The organism is Microbacterium sp. GXF6406 (assembly GCF_054798215.1).
Window position 1 is genome coordinate 1 of sequence record NZ_JBSJZH010000005.1, and the last position, 26,161, is coordinate 26,161.

Annotated in this window: 21 protein-coding genes; 9 read left to right on the forward strand and 12 right to left on the reverse strand. The window is 67.5% G+C overall.

All coding sequences use genetic code 11. The features are described 5' to 3' along the window. Positions 1-2,402, reverse strand: a 2,402-nt coding sequence (locus ACWAUG_RS04475; protein ID WP_460801529.1) for a choice-of-anchor G family protein, incomplete at its 3' end; no start/stop codon positions are given. A 326-nt stretch (positions 2,403-2,728) separates the two neighbouring features. After that, positions 2,729-4,744 carry a DNA helicase RecQ gene (recQ, locus tag ACWAUG_RS04480; RefSeq protein WP_460801530.1) on the reverse strand — a complete coding sequence of 672 codons (2,016 nt, stop codon included), beginning with the start codon at positions 4,742-4,744 and terminating at the stop codon, positions 2,729-2,731. A 68-nt stretch (positions 4,745-4,812) separates the two neighbouring features. On the opposite strand from recQ, the gene ACWAUG_RS04485 reads away from it, so the two are divergent. Both ACWAUG_RS04485 and ACWAUG_RS04490 read left to right on the forward strand, forming a co-directional pair. Beyond that, entirely contained in the window at positions 4,813-5,130 is a 318-nt protein-coding gene (locus ACWAUG_RS04485) for a GNAT family N-acetyltransferase (protein ID WP_460801532.1), read from the forward strand. 65 nt (positions 5,131-5,195) lie between these two features. Further along, entirely contained in the window at positions 5,196-6,782 is a 1,587-nt protein-coding gene (locus tag ACWAUG_RS04490; protein ID WP_460801534.1) for an HNH endonuclease signature motif containing protein, read from the forward strand. An 84-nt stretch (positions 6,783-6,866) separates the two neighbouring features. On the opposite strand, the gene ACWAUG_RS04495 is transcribed toward ACWAUG_RS04490, so the two are convergent. From ACWAUG_RS04495 to ACWAUG_RS04520, 6 genes are read right to left on the reverse strand one after another with little or no spacing between them, the layout of a single operon-like run. Then, on the reverse strand, positions 6,867-8,321 hold the full coding sequence (locus tag ACWAUG_RS04495) for a sodium/solute symporter (protein ID WP_460801535.1): 1,455 nt from the start codon (positions 8,319-8,321) through the stop codon (positions 6,867-6,869). Then, positions 8,318-8,713 (reverse strand): heavy metal transporter, encoded by a 396-nt coding sequence (locus ACWAUG_RS04500; protein ID WP_460801537.1) that lies wholly within the window; start codon positions 8,711-8,713, stop codon positions 8,318-8,320. Before ACWAUG_RS04500 ends, ACWAUG_RS04495 begins: the two co-directional genes overlap by 4 nt. Then, positions 8,710-9,447 (reverse strand): LytR/AlgR family response regulator transcription factor, encoded by a 738-nt coding sequence (locus ACWAUG_RS04505; RefSeq protein ID WP_460801538.1) that lies wholly within the window; start codon positions 9,445-9,447, stop codon positions 8,710-8,712. The genes ACWAUG_RS04500 and ACWAUG_RS04505 overlap by 4 nt, the downstream gene beginning before the upstream one ends. Positions 9,448-9,459: 12 nt before the next feature. Then, positions 9,460-10,638: a sensor histidine kinase gene (locus ACWAUG_RS04510; RefSeq protein WP_460801540.1), complete on the reverse strand. Its 1,179-nt coding sequence runs from the start codon at positions 10,636-10,638 to the stop codon at positions 9,460-9,462. A 16-nt stretch (positions 10,639-10,654) separates the two neighbouring features. Further along, positions 10,655-10,891, reverse strand: a complete 237-nt coding sequence (locus ACWAUG_RS04515) for a YbdD/YjiX family protein (RefSeq protein WP_460801541.1) — start codon at positions 10,889-10,891, stop codon at positions 10,655-10,657. A gap of 10 nt (positions 10,892-10,901) precedes the next feature. Continuing rightward, a complete protein-coding gene (locus ACWAUG_RS04520) occupies positions 10,902-13,154 on the reverse strand; it encodes a carbon starvation CstA family protein (protein ID WP_460801542.1) in 2,253 nt (750 codons plus the stop codon). A gap of 171 nt (positions 13,155-13,325) precedes the next feature. Between ACWAUG_RS04520 and ACWAUG_RS04525 the strand changes: the two genes are divergently transcribed. Genes ACWAUG_RS04525 through ACWAUG_RS04545 form a run of 5 tightly spaced genes read left to right on the forward strand, consistent with a single transcriptional unit; the run spans position 13,326 to position 17,031 of the window. Next, positions 13,326-13,868 carry an ECF transporter S component gene (locus ACWAUG_RS04525; RefSeq protein ID WP_460801544.1) on the forward strand — a complete coding sequence of 181 codons (543 nt, stop codon included), beginning with the start codon at positions 13,326-13,328 and terminating at the stop codon, positions 13,866-13,868. 20 nt (positions 13,869-13,888) lie between these two features. Further along, on the forward strand, positions 13,889-15,583 hold the full coding sequence (locus ACWAUG_RS04530) for an ABC transporter ATP-binding protein (RefSeq protein WP_460801545.1): 1,695 nt from the start codon (positions 13,889-13,891) through the stop codon (positions 15,581-15,583). Beyond that, the gene (locus ACWAUG_RS04535) at positions 15,580-16,440 is read left to right on the forward strand and encodes an energy-coupling factor transporter transmembrane component T (RefSeq protein ID WP_460801547.1); all 861 of its coding nucleotides are present in this window, start codon (positions 15,580-15,582) and stop codon (positions 16,438-16,440) included. Before ACWAUG_RS04530 ends, ACWAUG_RS04535 begins: the two co-directional genes overlap by 4 nt. Positions 16,441-16,471: 31 nt before the next feature. Continuing rightward, on the forward strand, positions 16,472-16,873 hold the full coding sequence (locus ACWAUG_RS04540) for a hypothetical protein (protein ID WP_460801549.1): 402 nt from the start codon (positions 16,472-16,474) through the stop codon (positions 16,871-16,873). Continuing rightward, positions 16,873-17,031 (forward strand): hypothetical protein, encoded by a 159-nt coding sequence (locus ACWAUG_RS04545; RefSeq protein ID WP_298041053.1) that lies wholly within the window; start codon positions 16,873-16,875, stop codon positions 17,029-17,031. Before ACWAUG_RS04540 ends, ACWAUG_RS04545 begins: the two co-directional genes overlap by 1 nt. Positions 17,032-17,090: 59 nt before the next feature. On the opposite strand, the gene ACWAUG_RS04550 is transcribed toward ACWAUG_RS04545, so the two are convergent. Then, the gene (locus tag ACWAUG_RS04550) at positions 17,091-18,254 is read right to left on the reverse strand and encodes an acyl-CoA dehydrogenase family protein (protein ID WP_460801550.1); all 1,164 of its coding nucleotides are present in this window, start codon (positions 18,252-18,254) and stop codon (positions 17,091-17,093) included. Between the two features lie 148 nt (positions 18,255-18,402). After that, positions 18,403-19,329, reverse strand: coding sequence for a M15 family metallopeptidase (locus ACWAUG_RS04555; protein ID WP_460801552.1), 927 nt, complete (start codon positions 19,327-19,329; stop codon positions 18,403-18,405). Positions 19,330-19,447: 118 nt separating this feature from the next. On the opposite strand from ACWAUG_RS04555, the gene ACWAUG_RS04560 reads away from it, so the two are divergent. Beyond that, a complete protein-coding gene (locus tag ACWAUG_RS04560) occupies positions 19,448-20,494 on the forward strand; it encodes an Rv2578c family radical SAM protein (protein ID WP_460801553.1) in 1,047 nt (348 codons plus the stop codon). A 58-nt stretch (positions 20,495-20,552) separates the two neighbouring features. Here ACWAUG_RS04560 and ACWAUG_RS04565 read toward each other — a convergent pair whose 3' ends face one another. Continuing rightward, positions 20,553-22,907, reverse strand: coding sequence for a glycoside hydrolase family 16 protein (locus ACWAUG_RS04565; RefSeq protein ID WP_460801554.1), 2,355 nt, complete (start codon positions 22,905-22,907; stop codon positions 20,553-20,555). A 274-nt stretch (positions 22,908-23,181) separates the two neighbouring features. Here ACWAUG_RS04565 and ACWAUG_RS04570 point away from each other — a divergent pair, with 274 nt between their 5' ends. Further along, on the forward strand, positions 23,182-23,724 hold the full coding sequence (locus ACWAUG_RS04570; RefSeq protein WP_460801556.1) for a YaeQ family protein: 543 nt from the start codon (positions 23,182-23,184) through the stop codon (positions 23,722-23,724). 118 nt (positions 23,725-23,842) lie between these two features. Here ACWAUG_RS04570 and ACWAUG_RS04575 read toward each other — a convergent pair whose 3' ends face one another. Beyond that, positions 23,843-26,047: a DEAD/DEAH box helicase gene (locus ACWAUG_RS04575; RefSeq protein ID WP_460801557.1), complete on the reverse strand. Its 2,205-nt coding sequence runs from the start codon at positions 26,045-26,047 to the stop codon at positions 23,843-23,845. Positions 26,048-26,161: the final 114 nt, after the last annotated feature.

The window sequence follows — 26,161 nt, forward strand, 5'->3', positions numbered from 1 at the left end:
GCGTCCACGTCAGCGTCTACATCTGCATCGACGTCAGCGTCCACGTCAGCGTCCACATCTGCGTCCACGTCAGCGTCCACATCAGCATCCACATCAGCGTCCACATCAGCGTCCACGTCAGCGTCCACATCAGCATCCACGTCTGCGTCCACATCTGCATCGACGTCAGCGTCTACATCTGCATCGACGTCAGCGTCCACGTCAGCGTCCACATCTGCGTCCACATCAGCGTCCACATCTGCATCCACATCAGCGTCCACATCTGCATCCACGTCAGCGTCCACATCAGCGTCCACATCTGCGTCCACGTCAGCGTCTACATCTGCATCGACGTCAGCGTCCACGTCAGCGTCCACATCAGCGTCCACATCTGCGTCCACGTCAGCGTCCACGTCAGCGTCCACATCAGCGTCCACATCAGCGTCCACATCAGCGTCCACATCAGCGTCCACATCAGCGTCCACGTCAGCGTCCACGTCAGCGTCCACATCTGCATCGACGTCAGCGTCCACATCTGCGTCCACATCTGCGTCCACATCTGCGTCCGCGTCCGCGTCCGGATCGGTCACAGGCTCGACGATGACGCTCACGTTGACCGTGGCCGTCGTCGGATCTTCGCCCTCAACGGTCTGGGTCGCGGTGATAGTGTGGTCGCCGACAGGAACAGCCGGGAACGTGACCGTCCAGTTGCCGTCCTCATCGACCGTGGCGGTCTGCGCACCGTCGACGCCCGGGATCGTGACCTCAACGGTCGCACCCGGCTCGCCGGTTCCGGTGACGGTGATGCTCTCGGTGCCATCTTCGGTTTCGACCGGGAAGTCCTGGTCAACGTTCGGCGAAGTAATTTCGATGTCCGCCGCAACAAGCTCCGAAGACTTCACCGTTGCCGACGCGAGATCAACCTTCACTGCATCGATAGATGGCAACAGGCTCAGGCTAAGTGCGCGAACCGTGAAGCTCCCCGCACCGAGGTCGCCCGATTCGCCGGCTTCGGTCGGCTGCTCATTGATCGTAATATCGACGATCTCATCGAGCACGCCTTCAAGCACAGGAGTCAGCGTGGTCAGCAGCGGGCCGGTCAGGCCGGTCACGCCGGTCTGCAGCCCAGGCAGAACATCTTCGAGAACTGCCTTGACGAGCGGTCCCGTCGTGTCAGTGATGCCATCCACGACAGCTTCAGTAACCGGGTTCAGCAGGAGCCCGATATTCAGGCCGATCAGCTCCAGGTCGGTCGTCACCGTCGGGGACGTCGTGTCTGTGCCAGCGAACTGAGCGAGGGTTCCATCGATCTCGACACCGCCACCCAGAATGACACTCCCCGTCAGCGGGGTCACGAGGTTGACCCCGACCTCGATCGTGACGCCGAGGTTATCGAGCGTTGACGACAGGATCGTCGAGAGCTTCCCGTTCAAGCTGTTCTCATGCGTGCCCGTCAGCGCAGACGTGAGGCCCTGCACGATCGACTGGATCACCGGATCCGTCAGCACTGAGGTGTTGGGGTCCAAAGAGTTGAGATCGGCGCCGACACCGTTCTCCACCAGCACCTTTGCCAGATCGACCGAAATGGTTCCCGTCGAGAGATCGACGAGGACAGATCCCGTCTGGTTCTCAACCGGCGTCAGCAGAAGTTCGTCGACAACGGTCTCTCCAACATCGTCGAGACCCGTGATCGCTGCTGTTCCACCAGTTGCCTCAAAACCAGCAACCAGCGGCACAGCGGGAAGAGCGTTCACAACGTCGACTACTGTCGTCACCAGTGCTGACAGTGGCCCCGTCGGGCCAACCAAGTCGCTCACCGGGCCGAGTACGCCCTGAACCGTGCCGGCGAGCGTGGTCGACAGGGTGCTCACGAGCTCGCTGTGAAGCGCGACGTTGAGATCGGCGATCGCATACGAGTCATCGATGACGCCAGATTCGCCCGATGCTCGGGCGGCGAGAGCTCCGAGCTCGATGCTCGCCTGGTCGATGATCTGGTCGGTAAGCCCAGCGACGCCGAGCTGATCGAGCAGATCCGTCAGATCGAGGTATGCAGGGTCAGTGCTGGAGCCGATGGCTCCGGTGTCAATGGCGCCGTCTTCCGTGATCAGGCCGGACGCGGCTACTGAATCAGTGACCGACGGCGACGAGCTGTAGCTCGCTGCCGCACCGAGGTCGCCCAGGTCGAGCAGGCCATCATTCGTCCCATTGCTCAGCAACGGAAGGTTCAGATCGCCGAGACCGAGAAAAACGTTCTCGTTGATCGCCGAGATGTTGAGACCACCGGTCTCCGCGCCGGGCGCACCCGGGTTGCTGGTGAACGTGTTCCCCAGAGCGGCTACCTCGAGACCGCCGAGAAGGGCGGTGTCGAGGCCAAGGATCTGCCCGCTGGCCGCGGACGGATCGTCCTGGCTGGCATCTGGCAAAGCGAACGCAGCGTTCGCTACCAGGGCTTGACCGACGACGAGTGCACCTACGGCACCCACCGTCAGCGCTCTGCTTGTTCGCAGAGTCTTTCTCTTTCTAACCACTTACTGCCCCTCCCGTGATGCGGACTACGTTCGCGTCACAAGACCCTCCCCAGGCGTCGGCACACGACCGACAGAGCTCGTGTCGCAGACAGTATTGCCAGTTTCTTCCGGCGTGTCCAGCAAAATCTCAGGAACGACGCATGCGTTTGCATGCTGTTCACCGCGTGTTTTCGCGGATGTCACCCAGGACGAAGCTCCCGGTCGTGACCGAAAAGTTACCGTCAGTTGCCGTTGATGACAGAGATGACGGCCTCGCCGTAGGCCTCGCGCTTCTTCTCGCCGATGCCGGTGATGCCGTCGAGCTGCGCCAGCGACGCCGGCCGCAGCTCGGCGAGAGCACGCAGCGTCGCATCGCCGAAGACGATGTACGCCGGCTTGCCGATCTCCCGCGCCGTCTCGGCACGCCAGACACGCAGGGCCTCGAACAGTGCACGATCACCCTCGGCGACAGCATCCGATGCAGCCGACGCCTTGCGCGCCCGACTGCCCCCACCAGAACCGACGCGCCCCATGGTGTCTTTGCGCAGAGGGACCGGCGATGTTCCCGCCAGCACTCCGGCGGCCGCGTCGCCGGGCGCGAGGGTTCCGTAATCACCCTGAGCGACGAGGATGCCGCGAGCCAGAAGCTGCCGCACGACGCTGCGCCAGTCCTGGTCAGACAGATCAGCGCCGATGCCGTAGGTGGCGAGCGCATCATGCCCCTGCTGGCGGATGCGCTCATTCGACGCCCCGCGCAGAATATCGATGAGGTGACCGGCGCCGAACTCCTGCCGGCGCTCGCGCTTGAGCCTGACGATGGTCGACAAGAGCTTCTGCGCCGGAATCAACCCGTCGAAGGTCTCCGGCTTCTCGAGACACGTGTCGCAGTTGCCGCACGGCTGCGATGACTGCCCGAAGTAGTTGAGCAGATTCTGCCTGCGGCATTCAACGGTCTCGCACAGCGCGAGCATCGCATCGAGGTGCTGCCCCATGCGCATCTTGAACGTGCGATCGCCGGGGCTGCGGTCGATGAGTCGACGCTGCTGCACGACGTCACCGAGGCCATATGCCATCCAGGCGATGGATGCTTCGCCGTCACGCCCCGCACGCCCCGTCTCCTGGTAGTACCCCTCGACGGACTTCGGCAGATCGATGTGCGCCACGAACCGCACATCCGGCTTATCGATGCCCATGCCAAAAGCGATCGTCGCGACCATGACAACGCCGTCCTCGCGCAGGAACCGCGACTGGTTCGCCGCCCGCACCTCGGCAGGAAGACCCGCGTGGTACGGCAGAGCATCGAAGCCCTGCGCCGCGAGATAGGTGGCCGTCTGCTCGACCGACTTGCGGCTGAGCGCGTAGACGATGCCGGCAGCCCCCTCGGGCTGCGAGCGCAGGAACTGCACCAGCTGCTTGCGCGGATCGACCTTCGGCACGATCCGGTACTGGATGTTGGGGCGATCGAAGCTCGCCACGAAGTGCTTGGCGACGTCGAGGTGCAGGCGCTCGGTGAGCTCCTTGTGCGTGGCGCGCGTCGCGGTCGCTGTGAGCGCCATGCGCGGAACGCCCGGGAACCGCTCGGCGAGATCTCCGAGCGCGAGGTAATCGGGCCGGAAGTCGTGACCCCACTGCGACACGCAGTGCGCTTCATCGATCGCGATGACGCTGAGGGTACCGCGCTGCAGCAGCCGCGTCGTCGCCGGCGACGACAGCCGCTCGGGAGCCACATAGATGAGATCGAGCTCGCCGGCGACGTAGGCCCTCTCGACCTCCGCGCGCTCGGCGGGCGCCTGCGTCGAGTTCAGATAGGCCGCATTGACGCCATTGGCGCGCAGCGCATCGACCTGGTCGTGCATGAGCGCGATGAGTGGGCTGATCACGAGCCCCGTACCCTCGCGCACGAGCGCGGGCACCTGGTAGGTGATGCTCTTTCCCCCACCGGTCGGCATGAGCACGACAGCATCCCCGCCGCCGATCACCTGATCGACGATCGCCTGCTGATCACCGCGGAACGCGTCATAGCCGAAGACCGTGTGCAGCGCCTCCTGTGCGCTCGCGAAGCGCGACGGCGTCGCCGCGCGCACAGCGGATGCCACGGGTGTCACCGGCCCCGGACCCCAATCGAGCGGCGGCTCGAAGCCCGACCCCTGCGGTTCCCAATCCATCGGCTCAGGCGGCGGGGCGTACTCCCAGTCCTCGGGCGGAGGAACGTCGTCCCAGGGCAGATCCGCATACGGGTCACCAGGAATCTGCTGCATCCCTCCAGCGTAGCCAGCGCCGACGACGCCCGCGTCGACCTAGGGTGGAGGAGACGCGAAGGAGCATCATGACCGACGAAACCACTGTCACCCGAAACGACGAAGAATCCCGCTTCGAGATCCACCTGGGCGAGACGCTCGCCGGGTTCGCGCAGTTCCGGATGCGCGGCGATGAGATCCAGTTCATCCACACGGAGATCGATCCTGCTTTCCAGGGCAAGGGGCTGGCGAGCGTGCTCGCGGCGCAGGCGCTGACGGATGCTGTGACAGCCGGCTCCACGATCGTTCCCTACTGCCCCTACATCGCCGGATACCTGAAGAAGCATGACGTCGCCGGTGCGAACATCCGGTGGCCGGAGCTGCCCAAGGACCCGACCGAGGTCTGATCAGCCGCTTGGGAGAGTTTCGGAAAAGCATTGCTTGTTTCGAAGATTTGTTCTAATCTGGAGGCATGGCGACGCAGCTTCCTGAACTCCCGGCGATAGAGGATTCCCTCACTCGCCAGGGCGAGCTGCTCGACGAGTGGGTCGCCCTGGGCGCTGAGATCGGCGCCCTCGAAGCACGCCGCGCCGAGCTGCTGGCCGAGCGCCTCGACCTGCTCGCGCAGAGCCGTCTCGCCTCCGATGAGATGGCGTTCCGGTCGATGTGCGCCGAGTACGCGGCGGCCGGGCACGTTTCTCCTTCGACGTTCGCCGAACACATTTCCTCGGCATGGATGCTGGTGCGCATGTTCCCGGCATCGTTGGCCGCCCTGTCGTCCGGGGCCATCAGTCGCCGTCACGCCGATGCCATCGTCGCCGAAGCCCCGCAGGCTTCCTCCCACCCCGATGCCGTCGCTCTGCGCAACGAGTACGAGAACAAGGTTCTTCCCTTCGCGGAGTCCTCGACCGTGGCGCGAACGAGGGCGCATGCCCGAGCCGTCGCGGCGGCGGTGTTCCCCGAGGGCACGGCCGCAGCCCATCGGCGAGCCCGGGGCGATCGTGCGGTGACGGTGCGCGCCGACGGCGACGGCATGGCGGTGCTCACCGCGATCCTTCCCGAAGTGCTCGCCTACGCGATCCACGACCGTCTGACGTCGATGAGCGAGGCGGTCATCACCGCACGGCCGAAGGGTCAGCGGCGTCCCCGGCGTTCCACGCTCGAGAAGATCCGCGCCGAACGCGATGCGGCACTCGCCGAGCAGTCACCGAGCACGCCCGAAGAACCCGTCGACCTCGAAGAGCGCTTCGCCCGGCAGTTCGACGAGCCCGCTCCGTGGGATTCGCCGGTGCTCGCCCCAGAACCCGATGCCCGGGCCGCCGATGCGGCCGCGGCGCAGGCCGCCCGCGTCTTCACCGAGGCCGACACCGAACAGGAGATCTCCGAGTTCGACCTCCTCGACCCCGAACTCCCCACCGAGGCGACGTTCCACGACTCGACGCCGATGCACGACGGCTACGGCGTGCAGATGCACGACACCCGCACGGTCGCCCAGCTTCGCGCCGACATCCTCGCCGACATGCTGCTGGCCGCGACGCCCACGAGCATCACGCAGACCTCCCTCGAATCGGTGCAGGCGCGGGTTCAGGTCACGATCCCCGCCTCCGCGCTGCGCGGTGGCGACGACGACCTCGCCGAACTCGACGGGCAGGGGCCGATGGCCGCCGACATGGCCCGCATCCTCGCCGGCACGACCAGCAGCTGGGAACGAATCTTCCTCGACCCGCGCGGAATGGTCGTCGAAACCGACAACTATGTACCGATCGCATCGATGAAGAAGTTCCTTCGGGCGCGCGACCAGCACTGCCGCTTCCCCGGATGCCGCACGGCCGTGAGCCGCTGCCAGATCGACCACAACCACGATCATGCCCAGGGCGGAAGAACGGCGATCGACAACCTCGCGCACTTCTGCACGAGCCACCATCCGCTCAAACATCCCGACGTCGACGACCGAGACAGGTGGACGGCGAAACAGCTCGACGACGGCGTCATCCTCTGGACGAGTCCGCTCGGGCGAACCTACACCGACGAACCACCACTGCGCGTGATGTTCGTCTGAGAACCCCTCCCGTGCAGCGCGGGCTCGCGCAGCGCCGCGTTGTCAGCGCGGTGTTCTCAGGGCGGCGTTCTCAGCGCTGTGTTCTCAGCGCTCCGGCGTGTGCAAGCGACCCAGGTAGCGCTCCGCGCGCAGCGGCGCTCCATGGGCATCGAGCTTCGAGACCGCGACGGTGATCGCGGTCGCGAGCGGAATGGTCCACGCCGCGGGCTGGGCGAGGAACGGTGCCGCCAACCCCACACCGCCCACCGCCGTATAGACGAGCAGCGCAAGCGCGGTGGCTGCGCCGCCCGTGATCATCCCGGCCACGGCTCCCCGCGCCGTCAAACCCCGCCACCACACCCCCAGCAGCACCACGGGCGAGAGCATCGACGCGGCGAACACGAACACCATCCCGACGCTCGACCCCAGCCCCGCAGGAGCCGTGATCACCGCGATCACCAACGGCACCAGCGTGCACAGCACCGCCGACAGGCGGAACGAACGCACCGACCCCGAGAAGACATCCTGGCTGACCACACCCGCCAACGACACGATCAACCCCGCCGAGGTCGCCAGGAACGCCGCGAACGCACCCGCTGCGATCAGCGCCGTCAACAGCTCGCCGAACAACCCGGGGAACACCCGCGAGGGCAGCACCAGGGCGACCGTGTCCGCAGCATCCGGATTCGCCAGATCCGGCGCGACGCTCCGCGACACCAACCCCATCCCGCTCGAGACCGCATAGAACGCGCTCACCATCACGATGACGAGCACCGTCGTCTGACGTGCGGACACCCCCGTCGGACTCGTGTAGAAGCGCACGAGAACATGCGGCAGACCCATCGTGCCGAGCACCAGGGCCAGCATGAGCGACGCCGTCTGATAGAGGTCGAGCCCCGCAGGCCCCGCCTCGGCCGGGAAGATCACGGCGGCATCGACGTCATGCGATCCACCGGACAGGGCGAACACGATGCAGAACAACGGCACGAGCAGGGCGAACAGTTTCAACCAGTACTGGAACGCCTGCACGTACGTGATCGCCCGCATGCCTCCGGCGGCGACGGATGCCGCGACCAGCACCGCGATCGCCACCTCGCCGACCCACTGCGGAAGCCCCGCCACCACCATCAGGGTGATGCCCGCCCCGTGCAGCTGCGGCACGATGTACAACCAGCCGATGATGAGCACCGCCAGACTCGTCACCCGCCGTGCTCGCAACGACTCCAACCGCGCCTCGATGAAATCCGGGATCGTATAGACGCCGCTGCGCCGCAGAGGTGCGGCGACGAAGACCAGCACCAACAGATATCCGGCCGCATAACCGATCGGAAACCAGAAACCGCGCGCCCCCTCCAGCAGCACGAGCCCCGAGAGTCCGAGGAACGTCCCCGCCGACAGGTACTCGCCACTGATCGCCGAAGCGTTCCACACCGGGCGCACCGTGCGCGACGCGACGAAGAAGTCGCCCGTCGTGCGCGAGATGCGCAGACCGTAGACGCCGATCAGCAGCGTCGCCACGATCACCAGCGCGATGCCGATGATGTCGAGGACGACGTTCATCCGAGCTCCCGCAGATCCCGATAGGCGCGCTCGTTCCGAGCCGCTCCCCGCGCGTACAGCAGCGCGAAAACGATGATCACCGGATAGAACGCGAACGCATGCAGGACCCACGACAGCGGCAGCCCCACGATCACCACCCGATCGATCTGCGGAATGAGCGCGATCACGAGCGTCAGCGTCGCCGTGACGACCACGAACCCCGCCACCGTGCCGAGCGCCAACCGCAACTGGCTCCGGCGCAGAGCGCGCGCGAACACGGCATCCGCGTCGTCCGCCGGCGACCCCGGCAGCGCGATCCCCCGCGTTCCCGCAACACTCGTCGCGGCATCCGACGTCACCCGCACCCGCCGCGGCGGACGCTGCGCCGCCCCGGACACCGCACCATCGCTCATCGCTCCGCCCTGCCCCCGGCCCGCGACTCGACGCGCACCAGCGCCTCGCGCACGCCCGGCAGCAGGCGCCGACTCACCGGCAACGCCACGGCTCCGACCGACACCACCGGCTCCGTACCCGACAGCCGCGCCTCATCGACCGCAGCCACCGCCACCAGGTATGAACGATGCACCCGCACGAAACCCGCATCCGCCCAGCGCTGCTCCAATTCCGAGATCGGAATACGAACCAGATGACCCACCCCATCAGCCGCATGCAACCGCGAATAATCGCCCTGCGCCTGCACCCAGCGCACCTCGCTGCGATTCACGAAACGCACGCTCGACCCGACCGTGACCGTCAGCACCTCGTCCTCCGTCGGCGCGGCCGTGCCGCCCAGCTCGAGCACCCGATCGACCGCACGCCGCAGGCGATCGGTGCGCACCGGCTTGAGCAGATAGTCCGCCGCTCGCAGATCGAAAGCATCCACCGCCCGCGCATCATCCGCCGTCACGAAGACGACCGCCGGGGGCTCGGCCAGTGAGGTCATCGAACGGGCGAGATCCATGCCCGACAAACCCGGCATGTGGATGTCGAGGAACGCGATCGCCACAGCCCGCTCCGACAGCACCCGCAGCGCCTCCGCCCCCGAACCCGCCGTCAGGATCTCGGCGATCCGCTCATCGCGGCGCAGCAGATGCACGAGCTCATCCAGCGCCGGACGCTCATCATCCGCGACGAGCACATCGATCACGAAACCCTCCGCTCACTCATGCCCGAGATCGTGCTGCGGCTGCGACTTCGGCACCCGCATGCGCACCAGGGTACCCGCGCCCGTGTTCGTCTCGACGACCAGACCGCCCTCCGCCCCGTACATCTGCCGCAACCGCGTATCCACGTTGCGCAGCCCCACGTGCGCGCCGTCGTCACCCACCGTCAACAGGGCGCGCAACGACTCCGGGTCCATCCCCACACCATCGTCCTCGACCGTGATCTCGGTGTGCGTCGCATCATCATTCGCGATGATGCGGATGCTGCCGCCGCCCTCCCCCGGTTCCAGCCCGTGCCGCACCGCATTCTCGACCAACGGCTGCACCGACAGGAACGGGATCACCGTCGACAGGGTCTCCGGCGCGATCTGCAGCGTCACCTCGAGCCGGTCGCCGAAGCGGGCCCGCTCGAGCGTGAGGTAGGAGTGGATGCTCTGCAGCTCCTCCGCGAGCGTCGTGAACTCCCCCTGCCGCCGGAACGAATACCGCGTGAAGTCCGCGAAATCCAGCACCAGATCACGCGCCCGTTCCGGGTCGGCATGGATGAACGAAGCGATCGCCGTCAGCGCGTTGTAGATGAAATGCGGCGAGATCTGCGCGCGCAGCGACCGCAACTCGGCCTCGGCGAGCGCCGTGCGCGAAGCATCCAGACCGCTCAGCTCCACCTGCGCCGCGCACCACTCCGCCACCTCCCCCGTCGCACGCACGAGCGCCGCACGCACCGGCGTCGCGAACGCCACGACCACGCCGACGACCTGACCATCGACGAGGATCGGCGCCCCGACCGCCTCGAGCTCCTCGCCCTCCGGATGCGGGAAGACCTGGGGCTTTCGCGAGCCGCGCACCCGCTCGGCGATGCGCACCGCCGCCGACTCGAGCCCATCGACCGTGCCGTCGACCGCGACCGCATCATCCGCACCGACGATCGCCACCGCCGTGCTGCCCAGCAGCACACGCAGATGCCGGGCCGCCCGCGCCACATCCGGCCCGCTCAACCCGCCCCGCAGATGCCGGGCGGCGAGACTCGCCTGATGCAGCGCCCGATGGGCCGCGAGATCCGCCGCGTCGCCCAAATGGGTGCTTCCCCGTGCCAGGCGACGCGCCAGGATCAGCAGGACGACCAGCACGATCCCGCCGAGCACCCCGAGCACGGCAGCGACGACGACATCGTTCATGGCGTCAGCCTAGAGCTCAGCAGCAACGAGCACCGGGGTTGCGGTCCTGCTCATCCATCCGATCGCGCCAGAACTCGCGCTCCGTCATCGGCGCCTGATCCGGATGCTGACGACGCTGATGGGCGACATACGTCTCATAGGCGCTGTCGCCCATCAGGTTGTGGACGTACCAGCGGATGCCGCGCCCGACCCGGGCGAGCAACCCCCCGATCGCACGCAGGGGCGTGGATGCGGCATCCGACTGGTTCGTCACGATGATCCTCTCAGTGCTGCGCCGGAGAACGGCGCTCTTCCTCGAGGATCGGCTCCCACTGCTTCTCGAGCTCGCGCTCGGCAGGAGTGGCCAGGAAACCCGCAGGAGCGTAGCGGCGCGAAGCGACCGGCTCGTCCTCGGTGTTCTCCCCGCCGCCGCGGATGACCGCCTGGATCGTGACGATGACCGCCACGATCATGACGATGATCGCCAGCACGACGAAGATGATCGACAGCGTTCCCTGCACGGCCGTGTTGCGGATGACCGCCTCGACCGTGATCGTCTCGCCCAGGCTGCCATCGCCCGCTTCGAGCGCCGCCCGGTACTTGAAATTGTTCGCCCAGTAGCCGACCGAAGGGTCGGGCGAGAAGATCTTGTACATGGACGCGGTGATCGTGATGACCGCCGTGAACGCGAGCGGCAGGGCGACGATCCACAGCCAGCGCAGGTAGTTCTTGCCGCGCTTCGCGACGATCGCCATGACCACGGCGAGCGCGATGGCCGCCAGCAGCTGGTTCGCGATGCCGAACAGCGGGAAGAACGTGTTGATGCCGCCGAGCGGATCCGTCACGCCGAGGATCAGGATGTATCCCCAGCCCGCGACCATGATCGCCGTCGTGATCCACACGCCCGGACGCCAGGAGACGTCGCGGAACTTCGGCACCCAGGCGCCGATCGTGTCCTGCAGCATGAAGCGGGCGACACGCGTGCCGGCATCCACCGCGGTGAGGATGAAGAGCGCCTCGAACATGATCGCGAAGTGGTACCAGAACGCCATCAGAGCCTGGCCGCCGAGGGCCTGCTGCATGATGTGCGCGAGGCCCAGCGCGAGCGTCGGCGCGCCACCGGTGCGCGAGACGATCGAGGGTTCACCGACATCGGCCGCGGTGCCCGTGAGCATCTCCGGAGTGATCTGCACACCCGTCAGGCCCAGCGAGTTCACGAAGGCGACCGCCCCCTCCACCGTGCCGCCCGTGAGCGCCGCCGGCGAGTTCATCGCGAAGTAGATGCCCTGGTCGATCGAGATCGCGGCGACGAGCGCCATAATCGCGACGAACGACTCCATGAGCATTCCGCCGTAACCGATGAAGCGCGTCTGACGCTCCTTCTCGATGAGCTTCGGCGTCGTGCCCGACGAGATCAGGGCATGGAAGCCCGATAGCGCACCACAGGCGATCGTGACGAACAGGAAGGGGAACAGCGCCCCCGAGAACACCGGGCCGTTGCCGTTCTCACCGAACACCGTGATCGCGGGAACCGAGATCTCCGGACGCACGATCACGATCGCACCGGCGAGCATCACGATGACGCCGATCTTCATGAACGTCGACAGGTAGTCGCGCGGCGCGAGCAGCAGCCACACGGGAAGGATCGCGGCGATGAAGCCGTAGATGATGATGCCCCACGCGATGACCTCGCGATCGAGGTGGAAGAACGTCGCACCCCACTCGGTGCCGGCGACCCAGCCGCCGCCGATGATCGCCGCCAGCAGCAGCACGAATCCGATGATCGAGATCTCGGTGACCTTGCCGGGGCGCAGGTAGCGCAGGTAGACGCCCATGAACAGGGCGATCGGGATCGTCATCGAGACCGAGAAGACGCCCCACGGGCTCTCGCCGAGCGCATTGACGACGACGAGCGCGAGGATCGCGACGATGATGATCATGATGAGCAGCGCCGCGAGCATCGCCGCCGCCCCGCCGATCTTGCCGAGCTCCTGGCGGGCCATCTGCCCGATCGTGCGGCCGCCGCGGCGCATCGAGAAGAACAGCACCGTGTAGTCCTGCACGGCCCCGGCGAGCACGACGCCGACGATGATCCAGATGGTGCCCGGCAGATAACCCATCTGCGCGGCGAGCACGGGACCGACGAGCGGGCCGGCACCGGCGATCGCGGCGAAGTGGTGGCCGTAGAGAACGCGTCGATCGGTGGGGACGTAGTCCTTGCCGTCCTGCTTGACCTCGGCCGGCGTCGCGCGCCGGTCATCGGGTCGGGTGATGTAGCGCTCGATCACCTTCGAGTAGAAGCGGTAGCCGATGAGGTAGGTGCACACCGCGGCGAACACGAACCAGATCGCGTTGACGGTCTCACCGCGCACGATCGCGAGCATGACCCAGGCGATGCCGCCGAGGACGGCGATCGCGGCCCAGATGAGGATCTTCGGCAGCGTCCAACGGCTGCTCTTGGCCAGCTGCTCGTCGGTGAGCGCGACCGGGGGAAGTTTCGGATCGGTGATGACCTCGGGGTCGTCCGTGGATGACATGGGGGCTCCTTGTGTGCGCGTCATTGCGTTGACTTACGTTAGGAGGGGGCGGTCTCCGGGAGGAGACGAACGGATGCCGGATGCGACGAGCGGCATGCCCCGGGCGACGAACGGCGGTTTTCTCCGGTCGGGCATCGGCATCACGGCATCCGGCGACACTAGGCTGAAGAGGTGCCGAAGAACCGTGTGCTGTCGACCCGCGTGCTGTTGATCTGCGCCGCCGTCGGCGTCGCGACCGGCCTCGTCCTCGCCGCCGCCGGTTATCTCAGCATCCCGGTCTCCGCCGGTGTTCCGGTGCTCTACGGCCTGGTCCTCGGATCCCACGTGCTGCCCGGCATCATCGCCCAGTCGCTGTTGCGCGTGCCCGGCGTCGCGATCATCTCGCACGTGCTCGCCGCCCTCGTCTCCAGCGCCTTCGCCCCGGCCTGGGTCATGCGCTACATCGGCACGGCCCTGCTCATCGGCGCCATCCAGGAGGGCATCACCGCCCTCGGCCGCTACAAGCACTGGGGCATGGGGCGCTTCCTGACCTCGGCCGTCATCATCGGCGTGATCCTCGCCGTGCCGATCGGCTTCGCCGTCGACCTCGGCCAGTTCGCCCCCTGGGCGCGCGTCGTCTACCTGGCCATGTTCGTGATCGGCCCGGTCGTGTGGACCTTCGTCGGTGTGCGCATCGGCAACGCATTGCGACGCGCAGGAGTCGTCACCAGGTAAGGCTCGGCTAACCTGTAGACGTGCCCGAGTCCGAGTCCCTGCTGCGCGTCCGCGATCTCTCGCTCACGCATGCCGGAGCGCACCGCCCCTCGCCCGAGGGCGTGAGTCTCGAGGTGCGCCGCGGCGAGGTCGTGCTCCTGCTCGGCCCCAGCGGCTCCGGCAAGTCGACCCTGACGCTCGCGCTGAACGGGCTCATCCCCCAGGCCGTTCCGGCCGATATCGCCGGCACCGTCATCGTCGGCGGGCGCAGCACCGCCGACGCACCCGTCGCCGAGCTCAGCGCCGATGTCGCCATGGTCTTCCAGGACCCGGACGCGCAGCTCGTCACCGGAACCCTGCTCGATGAGGTCGCTTTCGCCCTCGAGAACATGCTGCTCCCGGTCGAGGAGGTGCTCCGGCGCACCGAAGAGGCGCTGAGCCGGGTCGGCCTGTGGGAGCGCCGCTCCTGGAACCCCGACCGGCTCTCCGGTGGCGGCCGCCAGCGCCTGGCGATCGCCTGCGCGATCGCCATGGGCTCGCCCCTCATCGTGCTCGACGAACCGACCGCGAACCTCGACCCGCAGGGCATCGACGACGTCTACGACGCACTCGAGGACCTCGTCTCCGGCGGCGAGCGCGCCATCATCCTCGTCGAGCACAACCTCGACGCCGCCATGCGCTTCGCGACCCGCGCGATCGTGCTCGACCAGCAGGGACGCCTCGCCTTCGACGGACCGGTCGCCGACGTGCTGCGCAGCAATACCGATGCGCTGATCGATATGGGCGTGTGGCTTCCGGCGGCGACGCTCGCCGGGCGGACGCTGCGCGAGAAGGGGCTGCTCCCCGCAGATTCACCGCTGCCGCTGACCCCGGAGGAGCTCGCGGATGCCGTCGCGCACGCCCCCTCGTCGAGCGAGCGCGATGGGACGCCGCAGCCCGAGCGGACACGGATGCTCGAGAGCGCCCCGCTCATCCGCACCCGGAACCTCACGGTCCGTCGCGGCCGGGCCGAGATCCTGCACGGAGTCGACCTGGACGTCGATGCGGGCTCTCTCACGGCCATCGTCGGCGCGAACGGCGCCGGCAAGACCACGCTCATCCAGTCACTGGCAGGAGTGGTGCCGCCCCCGCGCGGCCAGACGACGGTCGACGGCCTCGACCCGGGCCGGGCCTCTCCGCGCGATCTCGCCGACCGCATCGGCTTCGTGTTCCAGAACCCCGAGCACCAGTTCATCGCGCACACCGTCTTCGACGAGCTCGCGCACGGCCTGCGACTGCGCGGAACCTCCGATGCCGAGACCACCGAACGCGTCGGCGCGATGCTCCACCGCTTCGGCCTCGAGCACAAGGCCGACGTGCACCCCTTCCTCCTCTCCGGCGGAGAGAAGCGGCGCCTCTCGGTCGGCACGGCCCTCATCACCCGCCCCCGGGTCCTCGCTCTGGACGAGCCGACCTTCGGGCAGGATCGCGCCCGCGCCGACGCGCTGCTGCGCCTGCTCGCCGGCCTTCGCGATGAGGGCACGACGATCCTCATCGTCACCCACGACCTCCAGCTCGTCGCCGACCGCACGACCCACACCGTGGTCCTCGCCGACGGCCGCGTGCACGCCGCAGGCCCCACCCCCGAGCTGTTCGCGACACCGGGCCTGTTCGAATCCGCGGGCCTGCGGCTGCCGGCCCTGCACCGGGCGTTGAGCCCCGACCTGCGCCGCGTCCTCGCGGAGGCCGCCCGATGACCACGATCACGTCCCCGACGAACACCATCGATCCGTACTCGCCCGGTGCCGCAGCATCCGCCCGGCACTACCTGCACCACCTCAACCCGCTGTCGAAAGTCGCCTCGGTGCTGCCGGCGATGATCCTGCTGATCTTCGTGCGCGACATCACGACGCCGCTGTGCTTCATCGCCCTGTCGTACGCCCTCCTGCTGACCGGCGCGCGACTCACAGCCCGCTCGCTCGCCCTCCTCCTGATCGCCGTCCCCGCCGGCATCGCCGTGCTCGCCCTCGGATTCTCGATCTGGGTCGATGCCTCCGGCGTCGCCGAAACCGCACCGCTGCTGCGGATCGGCGGATGGACGCTGCACACCGGCGCCCTGCGGATCGGCCTCGCGACCGCGCTGCGCCTCGCCGCGATCCTCTCCCTCGCACTCATCGGCGGGCTCACCACGACCGGCCCCGACCTGGTGCGCTCCAGCATCCAGCAGCTGCGAGTGCCCTACCGGATCGGATACACGGCGCTCGCCGCCTACCGGTTCGTCCCGCGCTTCGGCTACGAGCTCAGCGTCATCCGCGCCGCCCACCGCGTGCGCGGAACCCACGGCGGACGCGGCCCCCTCGCGCGCATCGCCCGCGGCTGGGGGTACATCGTGCCGCTGCTGGCCGGTGCCATCCGCCATGCCGAACGCGTCGCCCTCGCGATGGACGCCCGCGCCTTCGGCGCGCACCCCTCCCGCACAGAGCGCTACCTCGTGCCCTTCCGGGCGCGCGACATCGTCTTCATCGTGCTCGTGCTCGCAGCATCCGCCGCGATCTTCACCCTCCCGCTGCTGCCCGGACTCATCCCGGCACCGCAGGCGGCTTTGATACCCTGATCAGGCGATGACGACGACGGATGCAGTACCGGTGAGCACGACGATCTCCTCACCGACCGCGGTTTCGGACTCCCCCGCCGACCGATTCATGCGCCGACTGCTGCGCATCACCACGATCCAGAAGTCGGTGAAGACCGAGCGGGAAGCGCACCGCGGCTTCCGCACCTCGATGATCGTGTCGGGTGTGCGCTGCCTCATCACCTACCTGCTCGTGCCGATCCTCGTGCCCATCATCGGGTTCGCGGGGATCGTCGCGGCGCCCATCGGCATCGCGCTGTGCCTCATCGCCGCGGTCAACGGCGTGGTCAGCGTGCGGCGCTTCTGGCTCTCCGACCACCGCGCACGCTGGATGTACACCTGGTTCATCGCGTTCGTCTTCGTGGTGCTCGCCATCGCGATGGTCGCCGACATCGCCCGGATCGTAGGGGCATGATGACCACTCCGCACATCGACGATGACGGCGCTTCCGCCGAGGCCCCCACCGAGGAATCCCCCGAGAAGCTCCCGCCGAGCACGTGGCTGACACTCCTGGTCTTCGCCGCGTTCGTCGTGGGCTTCGGCACGTGCGCGAGCACGTACCTGTTCCGCTGAGCTCTTCCCGCTGACGCGGTGCGCCCCGGTGGCAGGAATCCTGCCACCGGAGCACATGATCAGCGCTTGCCCGCGATCTGACGCGACACGATGTCGCGCATGATCTCGTTCGTGCCGCCGTAGATGCGGTGCACGCGCGCATCGAGGAAGGCGCGCGCGATCGGGTACTCGGTGATGTATCCGTAGCCGCCGTGCAGCTGCACGCAGGTGTCGAGGATCTCCCACTCGCGGTCGGTCGTCCAGAACTTCACCTTCGCGGCCTCTTCGCCGGTGAGCTTCTTGTCCTTGTACGCCAGGAGGGCCTTGTCGAGGTACGCCCACATGACATCGACGGTCGTGGCGACGTCGGCCAGCTTGAAACGCGTGTTCTGGAAGTCGATGATCCGCTCGCCGAACGCCTCGCGGTCCTTCGTGTACTCGACGGTCCACTTCAGCGCCGCCTGGGAGGCCGCAGCCGCCGCGATGCCGATCGACAGGCGCTCCAGCGGCAGGTTCATCATCAGCTGGATGAAGCCCTGTCCCTCCTGCCCGCTGACGAGGTTCTCCTCGGGGACGAACACATCGCTGAACGACAGCTCGGCGGTGTCATGGCCGTGCGAACCCATCTTGTTGAGCTTCTTGCCGTGGTCGAAGCCCTCCATGCCGCTCTCGATGATCACGAGGCTGAACGCGTCGGGACGATTGCCCTCGCCCGTCTTGACGAACGTGACGACGATGTCGGCCGTCTTGCCCGAAGAGATGAACGTCTTCGCGCCGTTGACGATATAACCGCCATCGACCTTCTTCGCCGTGGTCTTGATGCCGCGCAGGTCGGAACCCGCACCCGGCTCGGTCATCGCCAGCGCACCGAGGATCTCACCGGTCGCCATGCGCGGCAGCCACTTCTCCTTCTGCGCCTGCGTGCCCATGTGCACGAGATAGGGAACCGCCAGGTCATCCTGGATGCCGAACGCACCCGCGAGGGAGCCCGCACCCGCGCCGATGACCTCTTCGTTCACGATCGTGCGGAAGCGGTAATCCTGCAGCATTCCCGCACCCCCGAACTCCTCGGGAACCGAGAGCCCGATGATGCCGGCCTCACCCGCGGCGAGCATCGTCTCGCGGTCGATCTCACCCGCGGCATCCCACTTCTCGATGCTCTCGGTGCTCACGTGGCGCTTGACGAAATCCTTCACCAGATCGCGGAATGCCTCGTGGTCCTCGTCGTAGATATCGCGTTCCATGCCGTCCTCCCGAACGTGTCGTGCGTCTTTGCTGCCGCGAGTCTACGACCGAGAGCGGATGCCTCGGCGGACGGTTGTGCGAATGGCTCCCCGGCGCGCGCCACAGCGCCGCGCGCGTTTGTGGGAAGCCACAGAACAGCGCGGCGGATCAGTGATCGTAGTCGGGGGCGGCGGGCAGACCGAAGAAGTCCTCGAGCGAGTGATAGCCGCCCTCGTGATAGGCCGCGGCGAGCGCCGGGCCGATGTAGCGCAGATGCCACGGCTCAGGGATGTAGCCGGTGACGGCGGTCTCGCCGTCCTCGTAACGGACGATGAATCCGTAGCGCCAGGCGTTCTCGGCGATCCAGATCGCCTCCTGCGTGCCCCCGAAGGCCTCGATCCCGCCACAGCCTCCGCTGCACGAGACGACGTCGACCGCCAGCCCCGTCTGGTGCTCGCTGTGCCCGGGGCGTGCGGAGGAGGCATCCGCCCCCGCCTGGCCGCTGGAGTTCACATACCCGCGATAGTTGCGCATCTGCAGGTCGTAGGAGCGGTAGCCGTTGTTGACCCCCAGCGCCCCCGCACCGGCATCGCGCAGTGCAGTTCCCATGGCGTCGAGCGCCGCGGCGGTGTCCGCGCGCATGCTGTTCGACGAGGTGGTCGACGGCACCGACACCCCGGCGAGGGCGCCCGGTACATGGTCGACGGGATCGAGCGGGCGGGCCTTGTTGACGACGACCCACGGATGCTCGGGGTCGGAGAGGGAGATGCAGGGCGCGTTGCCGCTGACGACCGCATCGCGGAAGGCCCCTCCCCCACCGAATCCGGCGATCGCCGCCTCCGAGTCGCCCGCGCCGAGAGCCTCGATGACCGTCGGCTCGGAGCAGGGGTCCGCCGCCACCCTGCCCTCGAGGGCGACGCCCGGCAGCTGCGCGGCGATGGCCGGCGCCGGGGGCAGGACCGCCTCGATCGCCGCGGGCGTCTCGGACAGGGCCCACAGCGAGCCGAGCACCGTCACCAGAAGACCGATCGGCAAGGCGATCGGGAGCACGTGGGAGGGGCGCGACGCGTGCCGGGGGTGCAGAGCGTCGGTCATCATTCCATTGTGGCGCTTCCGGCTGGGAACCGAGAAACGGGTGCCTCGGACACCGGACGGAAGAAGAGATATTCGAACCTCGATTGACTTAACATCGCTTCTTTGTTCGAATGAATGCATGCGATGGCAGGGACAAATGATCGATGAGGCGGATGCTGCGGCGCTGCCCGGGCTCGAGAGCCGCACCGGTGTCGTCCGCTCGGTGACGACGCCCGAGTTCGCGGGCATGACCTTCCACGAGGTGCTCGCCAAGTCGGCCCTGAACCGCGTTCCCGGCGGCTCGCGCATGCCGTTCGCCTGGACGATCAACCCCTACCGCGGCTGCTCGCACGCCTGCACCTACTGCTTCGCCCGCGGCACGCACGAGTACCTCGACCTCGACGGCGGCGGCGACTTCGACTCCCAGATCATCGTGAAGACGAACATCGCCGAAGTTCTGCGCCGTGAGCTGGCCCGCGGCTCCTGGCAGCACGAGACCGTCGCTCTGGGAACCAACACCGACCCCTATCAGCGCGCCGAGGGCCGCTACCGGCTCATGCCCGACATCATCGGCACGCTGGCCGAATCCGGCACGCCGATCTCCGTCCTCACCAAGGGCACGCTGATCCGCCGGGACATCCCGCTGCTCGCCGAAGCGGCGAAGCGCGTCCCCGTCGACATCCAGATGTCGATCGCCATGTACGACGACGACCTGCAGCGCTCGATCGAACCGGGCACCCCTTCCACGCAGGCGCGACTCGACACCGTGCAGGCTCTCACCGAGGCGGGCTTCCGCGTCGGGGTTTTCCTCATGCCGATCCTGCCGCACCTGACCGATTCGGTCGCGGCCATCGATCAGGCCCTTCATCGCATCAGCGCCACCGGCGCCGATCATGTCGTCTACGGCGCCCTGCACCTGCGCCCCGGCGTCAAGCCGTGGTTCCTGCAGTGGCTCGAGCGCGAGCACCCCGAGCTGGCGGGATCGTATCGCGGGCTCTACCCCGGCGCCGCAGCCGTCGCCCCTTCGGGCTATCGGCAGTGGCTCGCCCAACGCATGCGGCCGCTCATCCGGGCCCATCGGTTGAACGTCCGCGACGAAGAGGCGCAGCCGATGCGCCGGCTCACCCGGCCGAAGGTGCTCACCCCGACGCCGCGCGAACCCGCCCCGCAACCAATGCTGTTCTGAGCCGGCACGCAGAAGCGGGGCCGCCGAGCTCACGCCCGACGACCCCGCTCCCCCGATCTCAGTTCTCGGTCAGCGCGCCCCGACGACGCACACGCGCCAGCAGTGCGGCGCCCAGCGCCAGCAGGAGCAGAGCACCCGCGATGAACGGCGTCGAATCGGCACCGGTCGCCGCGAGCGCATTCGCGCCCGAACCGTCGGCCGCGGCATCCGAACCGTTCCCGCCTCCCGCACCCGAACCGCTCTCACCACCGGGCTGCGAACCACCGCCGCCCTGCTCGACGTCATCCGCCAGCATCGATCCCGGGATCGAGACAACGGTCGACCGGCGGGCCTCCGGAGCCGTGACCGTATCGGCCGCCTGGCTGAACCGGACGCCGTGCGCCTCGACCGAGCCGACCGTCTCGCTCTCATCCACCCACGACCAACTGGCCGGCATCGCCACATCGGCGAGCGCATCGCCGGCTGCCGCCTCGACCTCGGGCAGCACCGTCAGCCGCACCGTCTGGCGGGCGACGCGCGCCTCGGGGGTGATGCCGCCGCTGTACACGGCGCCATCCTCGAGAGCGCTGTAGTGCAGCGAATAGACGCCCGGCTCCAACGCCTGCAGCGCAGCCGTGTCATCCGCACCCGTCACGACAAGACGCACCTCGTTGCGGCCGCCCTCGACACCGCCGTTGACGAACATGTGCTCATCGTTGATCGAGTAGTCGACGTGGAAGCCGTCGTCCGTGCTGATGCCCGCGAGCAGATCCGCGGCCTCACCGGCGTGCATGACACGGTCGCCCGCACCCGTGATGGTCGGCTGATCCGCGTAGTAGGCATCCGCCGCCGCCTGCTGCGAAGCACTGCGGTAGTAACGCACCCAGTCGATCGCGAAGCTCGCGCCGTCCTCGGCCAGGTGGTCGCCCGCGTCACCCGCCCAGTTGCCGCCGGTCGCGAGGTTGAACTGCAGGTACTGCGGACGGTTCATCGAGTCGGCGGCGGCCTGGAAGCGCTCCACCTCACTCTTCACGAACGCCTCATTGCCGGCCGTCGTCGTCGAATCCGTCGGGAAATACATGACGTTGTAGACGACGCCGTCGACGTACCAGGCGATGTACTCCGGGTTCCAGTCGATGCCGAACACGTGGTAGCCCTCGGAGAAGTTCTCCGCAGCCGTCAGGTTGCCGCCCAGCGCCTTCGGCGCGTACGAACCATCGCCGTCGGCATCGCCCTGCGTGTAATAGAAGTGCGGGGTGCCGTAGGCGACCGCGTTGGAATTGCCGTTCTTGCCGACCTCGCCCTGCGCCGCGCGCTCAGCGGTCGGCGACCCGATGATCTCCATGATGTCGAGCTCACCGGTCGACGGCCACGAGTAGCCCTGCTCCATGTTGATGCGGCCGTCCATGTGGAAGTCCGCGCCCAGCATCCAGAAGGCCGGGAACGCACCCTTGCCCTCGGGAAGCTGCATGCGCGCCTCGACGCGACCGTAGAGGAACTCCTCGCGACCCTCGGTGCGCACCGACCCGGAGTTGTACTTCACCAGACGCGCGTTGTCGCCGTGGCGTGCCGTGTTGCGGTACTGGTCGACCTCGGGACGGTCGGTGGCGGACAGCACCAGGTTGCCGTCGACGACATCGACGTTGTCGCTGCTCGACGAGTAGTGCTGCTGCTCGTTGCCGCGCACATTGCCCAGCTCATAGCCCCAGGTGTCCTCATCGAGGGAGTCGCCGTCAAACTCATCGCTCCAGATGAGGTCGTAGGACTCCTGCTCGTAGACCGTCAGGTTGTCCATCGCGATCGTCGTGTTCGAGACGTGCCCCTCGGAATCCTGCGCCGCCCACTTCACGGTGCCGACGAAGGTGTTCCAGTTCACGGCGGTGAACGTGAACGTCTTGCGGCTCCAATCGGCCGAATCCGTCAGCTCGCCCGTGGTGAGCTGCGTCGTCGCCCCCTGGTTCTGCGTTCCATCCGGCTTCATGCCCTTCGCCGTGAGGAACACGGCGCTGGGGATGTACCCGTCGGTGACACCGACCTTGATGTCGGCGGAGACCACATAGGTGCGGCCCGGAACCGTCGGCACGGACTGCCAGATGTGGTTGTCGATCGCGCCCGTATCGATCAGCGCGAAGGTGTTCTCCGTGCCGTCCGCGAGAGTCTCGGTCGCCGGGTGCGAGGTGCCGTCATCGCCGAACCACTCCCAGTCGCGCGCCGATGAGATGAAGTCACGCGCCTCGAAGGAGCAGTTCGCGACCTTGTTGAGAGCAGTCGGAGCATCCGCGGCCGGATCCGTCAGCCCGTCGAGGCAGGTGCGCACGCCGTGATCCGCGTTCTCACCCCCTGCCGTCGCGCCGCTGGATGCCGTCGCGGCGCCGGCTCCGAGCGCCTGCTCGCTGTAGTCAATGGTTACGCCATGGGCGGCGGTGACGGACAACGGCGCCACAAAGGCTACCGCCACCGCGCCCGCGGTGCATGCTCTGAGAAAACGAGACGTCATAGGCTCTTTCTTTCACGTGTTTCGCGGCGACTGCGCCGCAGGAACAGAGTCATCCGACAGAAGACATCGGATGTCCAGGAACATTACCGATGCCGTGGGCGCACTTCAATGAAAAAGTTAAGAAAGTTTAGAAATTAACCCGTGATCGCCACCCGAGGCCGTTAGCACAGCATCCGTCGCCTTCTCATGACGCCGGATAGGCTCGATGATCATGGCCATCGGTTCGACGATTCACACATTCGCAATCCAGCTCGCCGACACCGACCGCGGCGTCTACGAAGACCTCTCGCTGCGCGTCGCGCAGCACCCCTCCGAGACCGGGGCCTACATGGTCACCCGACTGCTCGCCCACCTGCTCGAGCAGACCGAGGGCATCGCCTTCGGCGGAAACGTCTCCGCCACCGAAGAACCCGCCGTCATCGCCCGCGACCTCACCGGCGCCGTCACCGCTTGGATCGAAGTCGGAGCCCCCGACGCCGAGCGACTGCACTATGCGAGCAAGCTCGCCGACCGCGTCGCCGTCTACACCCACCGCGACCCGGAGAAGGTCGTCGCAGCCTGGGCTGGCAAGCGCATCCACAGGGTCGAGACGATCGACGTGTTCAGCTTCGACCCCGGTTTCATCGACGCCGCCGTCGAACAGCTCGACCGCCGCAGCACCGTGATGCTCACCGTCGCCGAGGGCCAGCTCTACCTCGACATCAACGGCACCAATCTGAGCTCCGCCCTGCACCGCCGGCCCGCCCAGGGCTGACCGGCAGGGCTCGGATTGACCCGGCCCCGGGCGCACAGCTCGGAGAAACGACGCAAAAGGGGCCCGGAAGATTCTTCCGGGCCCCTTTCTCAAGAATTCTCCTGAGTTACGCGTGCTCTCAGGCGGTGAGTTCCTCGACCGTCGGCATACTGCCGGCGATCTCGGCGAGGATGTCGTCGCCGAGACGCGCCTGTTCGAACGGCGCATCGATCTCAGCGCGCTCGAGCAGATCGCTCGTGCGGCGCTGACGCTGACGCGTGATCAGCGTCACGACGCGACCGGTGCGGCCCGCTCGGCCCGTACGGCCCGAGCGGTGCATGTACGTCTTGTACTCGTCCGGGGCATCGGCCTGGATCACCAGGTCGATGTCGTCGACGTGGATACCGCGGGCGGCGACATCCGTGGCGACGAGCACGTTCACGCGGCCCGCGGTCATCTTCTGCAGGTTGCGCGTGCGCTTGGCCTGGTTGAGGTCTCCGTGCAGGGCGACCGCGGGGATGCCGGCGTCCTCGAACTGCTCGGCCAGCATCTCCGCGTACGCACGGGTACGGGCGAAGACGAGCGTCTTGCCCTCGCGGTCGACGAGGGTGTTCAGGATCTCGGCCTTGTCGCGGTGCTCGATCACGAGCACACGGTGCTCGATCGTGGAAGAGTCCTGGTCCTCACCGGCGACCTCGTAAACGGCCGGGTCGACGAGGAATTCGTCGACGAGAGCCGCGACCTCACGGTCGAGGGTCGCCGAGAAGAGCAGCTTCTGGCTGCCCTCGGCCGTGTGACGGAGGATGCGCTGCACCGGCTCGACGAAGCCGAGCTCGCACATGTGGTCGGCCTCGTCGAGCACCGCGATGCGGCAGTCCGAGAGGTCGAGCTTGCCCTGGTTGATGAGGTCCTCGACGCGGCCGGGGGTGCCGATGATGATGTCGACGCCCTTCTTCAGCGCACCGACCTGACGCCCCTGGGGGACGCCGCCGTAGATCTGCGTGGTGAACAGGCCCACGCTGCGCGCGATCGGCTGCACGGTGCGGTCGATCTGCAGCGCGAGCTCACGCGTCGGCGCAAGGATGATCGCCTGCGGCTTGCGGCCGAACTCGCGACGCTTGCCCTTCTGCTCCTTCAGGATGCGCTCGACGAGCGGCGAACCGAAGGCGATGGTCTTGCCGGAGCCCGTGCGACCGCGGCCGAGCACGTCGCGGCCCGCGAGAATCGACGGGATGGTCGCAGCCTGGATGGGGAACGGCGCCGCCGCGCCCATGTTCGCCAGCGTCTCGACGATGTTCGAGCCGAGGCCCAGATCGCCGAAGGTGGTGCCCTCGACCTCGGGGGCGGCGATGACGTTCGCCTTCAGCTTCTCGTGGACGACGTCCTCGGTCGGCTCGTACGACTTCGCGGGCTTCGCATTCCAGTCGCTGCGGTTCGGGCGCTGCGCGCGGTCGTCGCGGCGGGGGCGGTCGTCGCGGGACGGACGCTCGTCGCGGGTGAAACGAGGACGCTCGTTCCGGTCACTGCTGTACCGGGGACGCTCGTCACGGGCCGGACGGTCGTTGTTGTAGCGGGGGCGGTCACCGCCACGGTCATCACGGTTGAACGACGGACGGTCGCTGTTGTAGCGAGGCCGGTCGCCACCGCGGTCGTCACGGTTGAAGGACGGACGGTCGTTGTTGTACCGCGGGCGCTCATTGCGGTCGCTGTTGTACCGAGGACGGTCGCCGCCACGGTCATCACGGTTGAAACGGGGACGGTCACCGCCACGATCGTCACGGTTGAACGACGGACGGTCGCTGTTGTAGCGGGGACGCTCGCCACCGCGGTCGTCACGGTTGAACGACGGACGGTCGTTGTTGTACCGCGGGCGGTCGTTGCGGTCGCTGTTGTAGCGGGGACGGTCGCCGCCACGGTCATCACGGTTGAACGACGGACGCTCACTGTTGTACCGGGGACGGTCACCACCGCGCTCATCGCGACGGGGGCGGTCGTCGAAGCGACGGTCGCCACCGCGGTCGTCGCGGTTGAACGACGGACGCTCGTTGTTGTAGCGGGGACGCTCCCCACGGATGCCGCGGGCCTCGTCGCGGCCGGCGCGCTGCTCGTTGCTCCAGCGCTGCTTGGGGGCGCGGTTGTCGGCTTCAGCGGGACGGTATCCGCGATGGTTCGGGCTCTTGCTGCCCGGACGGCGGTCGAAGCTGCGCTCGCCCGCGTCGGCGCTGTCGCCGCGCGAAGCGGGACGGCCACCGTTGTGACGGTCGTGAAACGACGTCTTCTTCGCGTAGCGCGGTTCGAAGTTCTGGGACGGACGTCCGCCCTTGGGCTTGCCACTCTTAGGCATGGGTATTCCTGACTGTCTCTGACACGAGAACAGCGCCCGCTCCGGCGCGCAGAGATCAGCGCAGGGCAGACATACCCGGACAATCGTCGGCCGGGGCCATTCATGTGATGGTTT

Coding starts and splice junctions, on each gene's coding strand:
- recQ (WP_460801530.1), bottom strand. CDS start 4,744: ATGCAGCAGATTCCTGGTGACCCGTATGCGGATCTGCCCTGGGACGAC.
- ACWAUG_RS04485 (WP_460801532.1), top strand. CDS start 4,813: ATGACCGACGAAACCACTGTCACCCGAAACGACGAAGAATCCCGCTTC.
- ACWAUG_RS04490 (WP_460801534.1), top strand. CDS start 5,196: ATGGCGACGCAGCTTCCTGAACTCCCGGCGATAGAGGATTCCCTCACT.
- ACWAUG_RS04495 (WP_460801535.1), bottom strand. CDS start 8,321: ATGAACGTCGTCCTCGACATCATCGGCATCGCGCTGGTGATCGTGGCG.
- ACWAUG_RS04500 (WP_460801537.1), bottom strand. CDS start 8,713: ATGAGCGATGGTGCGGTGTCCGGGGCGGCGCAGCGTCCGCCGCGGCGG.
- ACWAUG_RS04510 (WP_460801540.1), bottom strand. CDS start 10,638: ATGAACGATGTCGTCGTCGCTGCCGTGCTCGGGGTGCTCGGCGGGATC.
- ACWAUG_RS04520 (WP_460801542.1), bottom strand. CDS start 13,154: ATGTCATCCACGGACGACCCCGAGGTCATCACCGATCCGAAACTTCCC.
- ACWAUG_RS04535 (WP_460801547.1), top strand. CDS start 15,580: ATGACCACGATCACGTCCCCGACGAACACCATCGATCCGTACTCGCCC.
- ACWAUG_RS04545 (WP_298041053.1), top strand. CDS start 16,873: ATGACCACTCCGCACATCGACGATGACGGCGCTTCCGCCGAGGCCCCC.
- ACWAUG_RS04550 (WP_460801550.1), bottom strand. CDS start 18,254: ATGGAACGCGATATCTACGACGAGGACCACGAGGCATTCCGCGATCTG.
- ACWAUG_RS04555 (WP_460801552.1), bottom strand. CDS start 19,329: ATGACCGACGCTCTGCACCCCCGGCACGCGTCGCGCCCCTCCCACGTG.
- ACWAUG_RS04560 (WP_460801553.1), top strand. CDS start 19,448: ATGCGATGGCAGGGACAAATGATCGATGAGGCGGATGCTGCGGCGCTG.
- ACWAUG_RS04570 (WP_460801556.1), top strand. CDS start 23,182: ATGGCCATCGGTTCGACGATTCACACATTCGCAATCCAGCTCGCCGAC.
- ACWAUG_RS04575 (WP_460801557.1), bottom strand. CDS start 26,047: ATGCCTAAGAGTGGCAAGCCCAAGGGCGGACGTCCGTCCCAGAACTTC.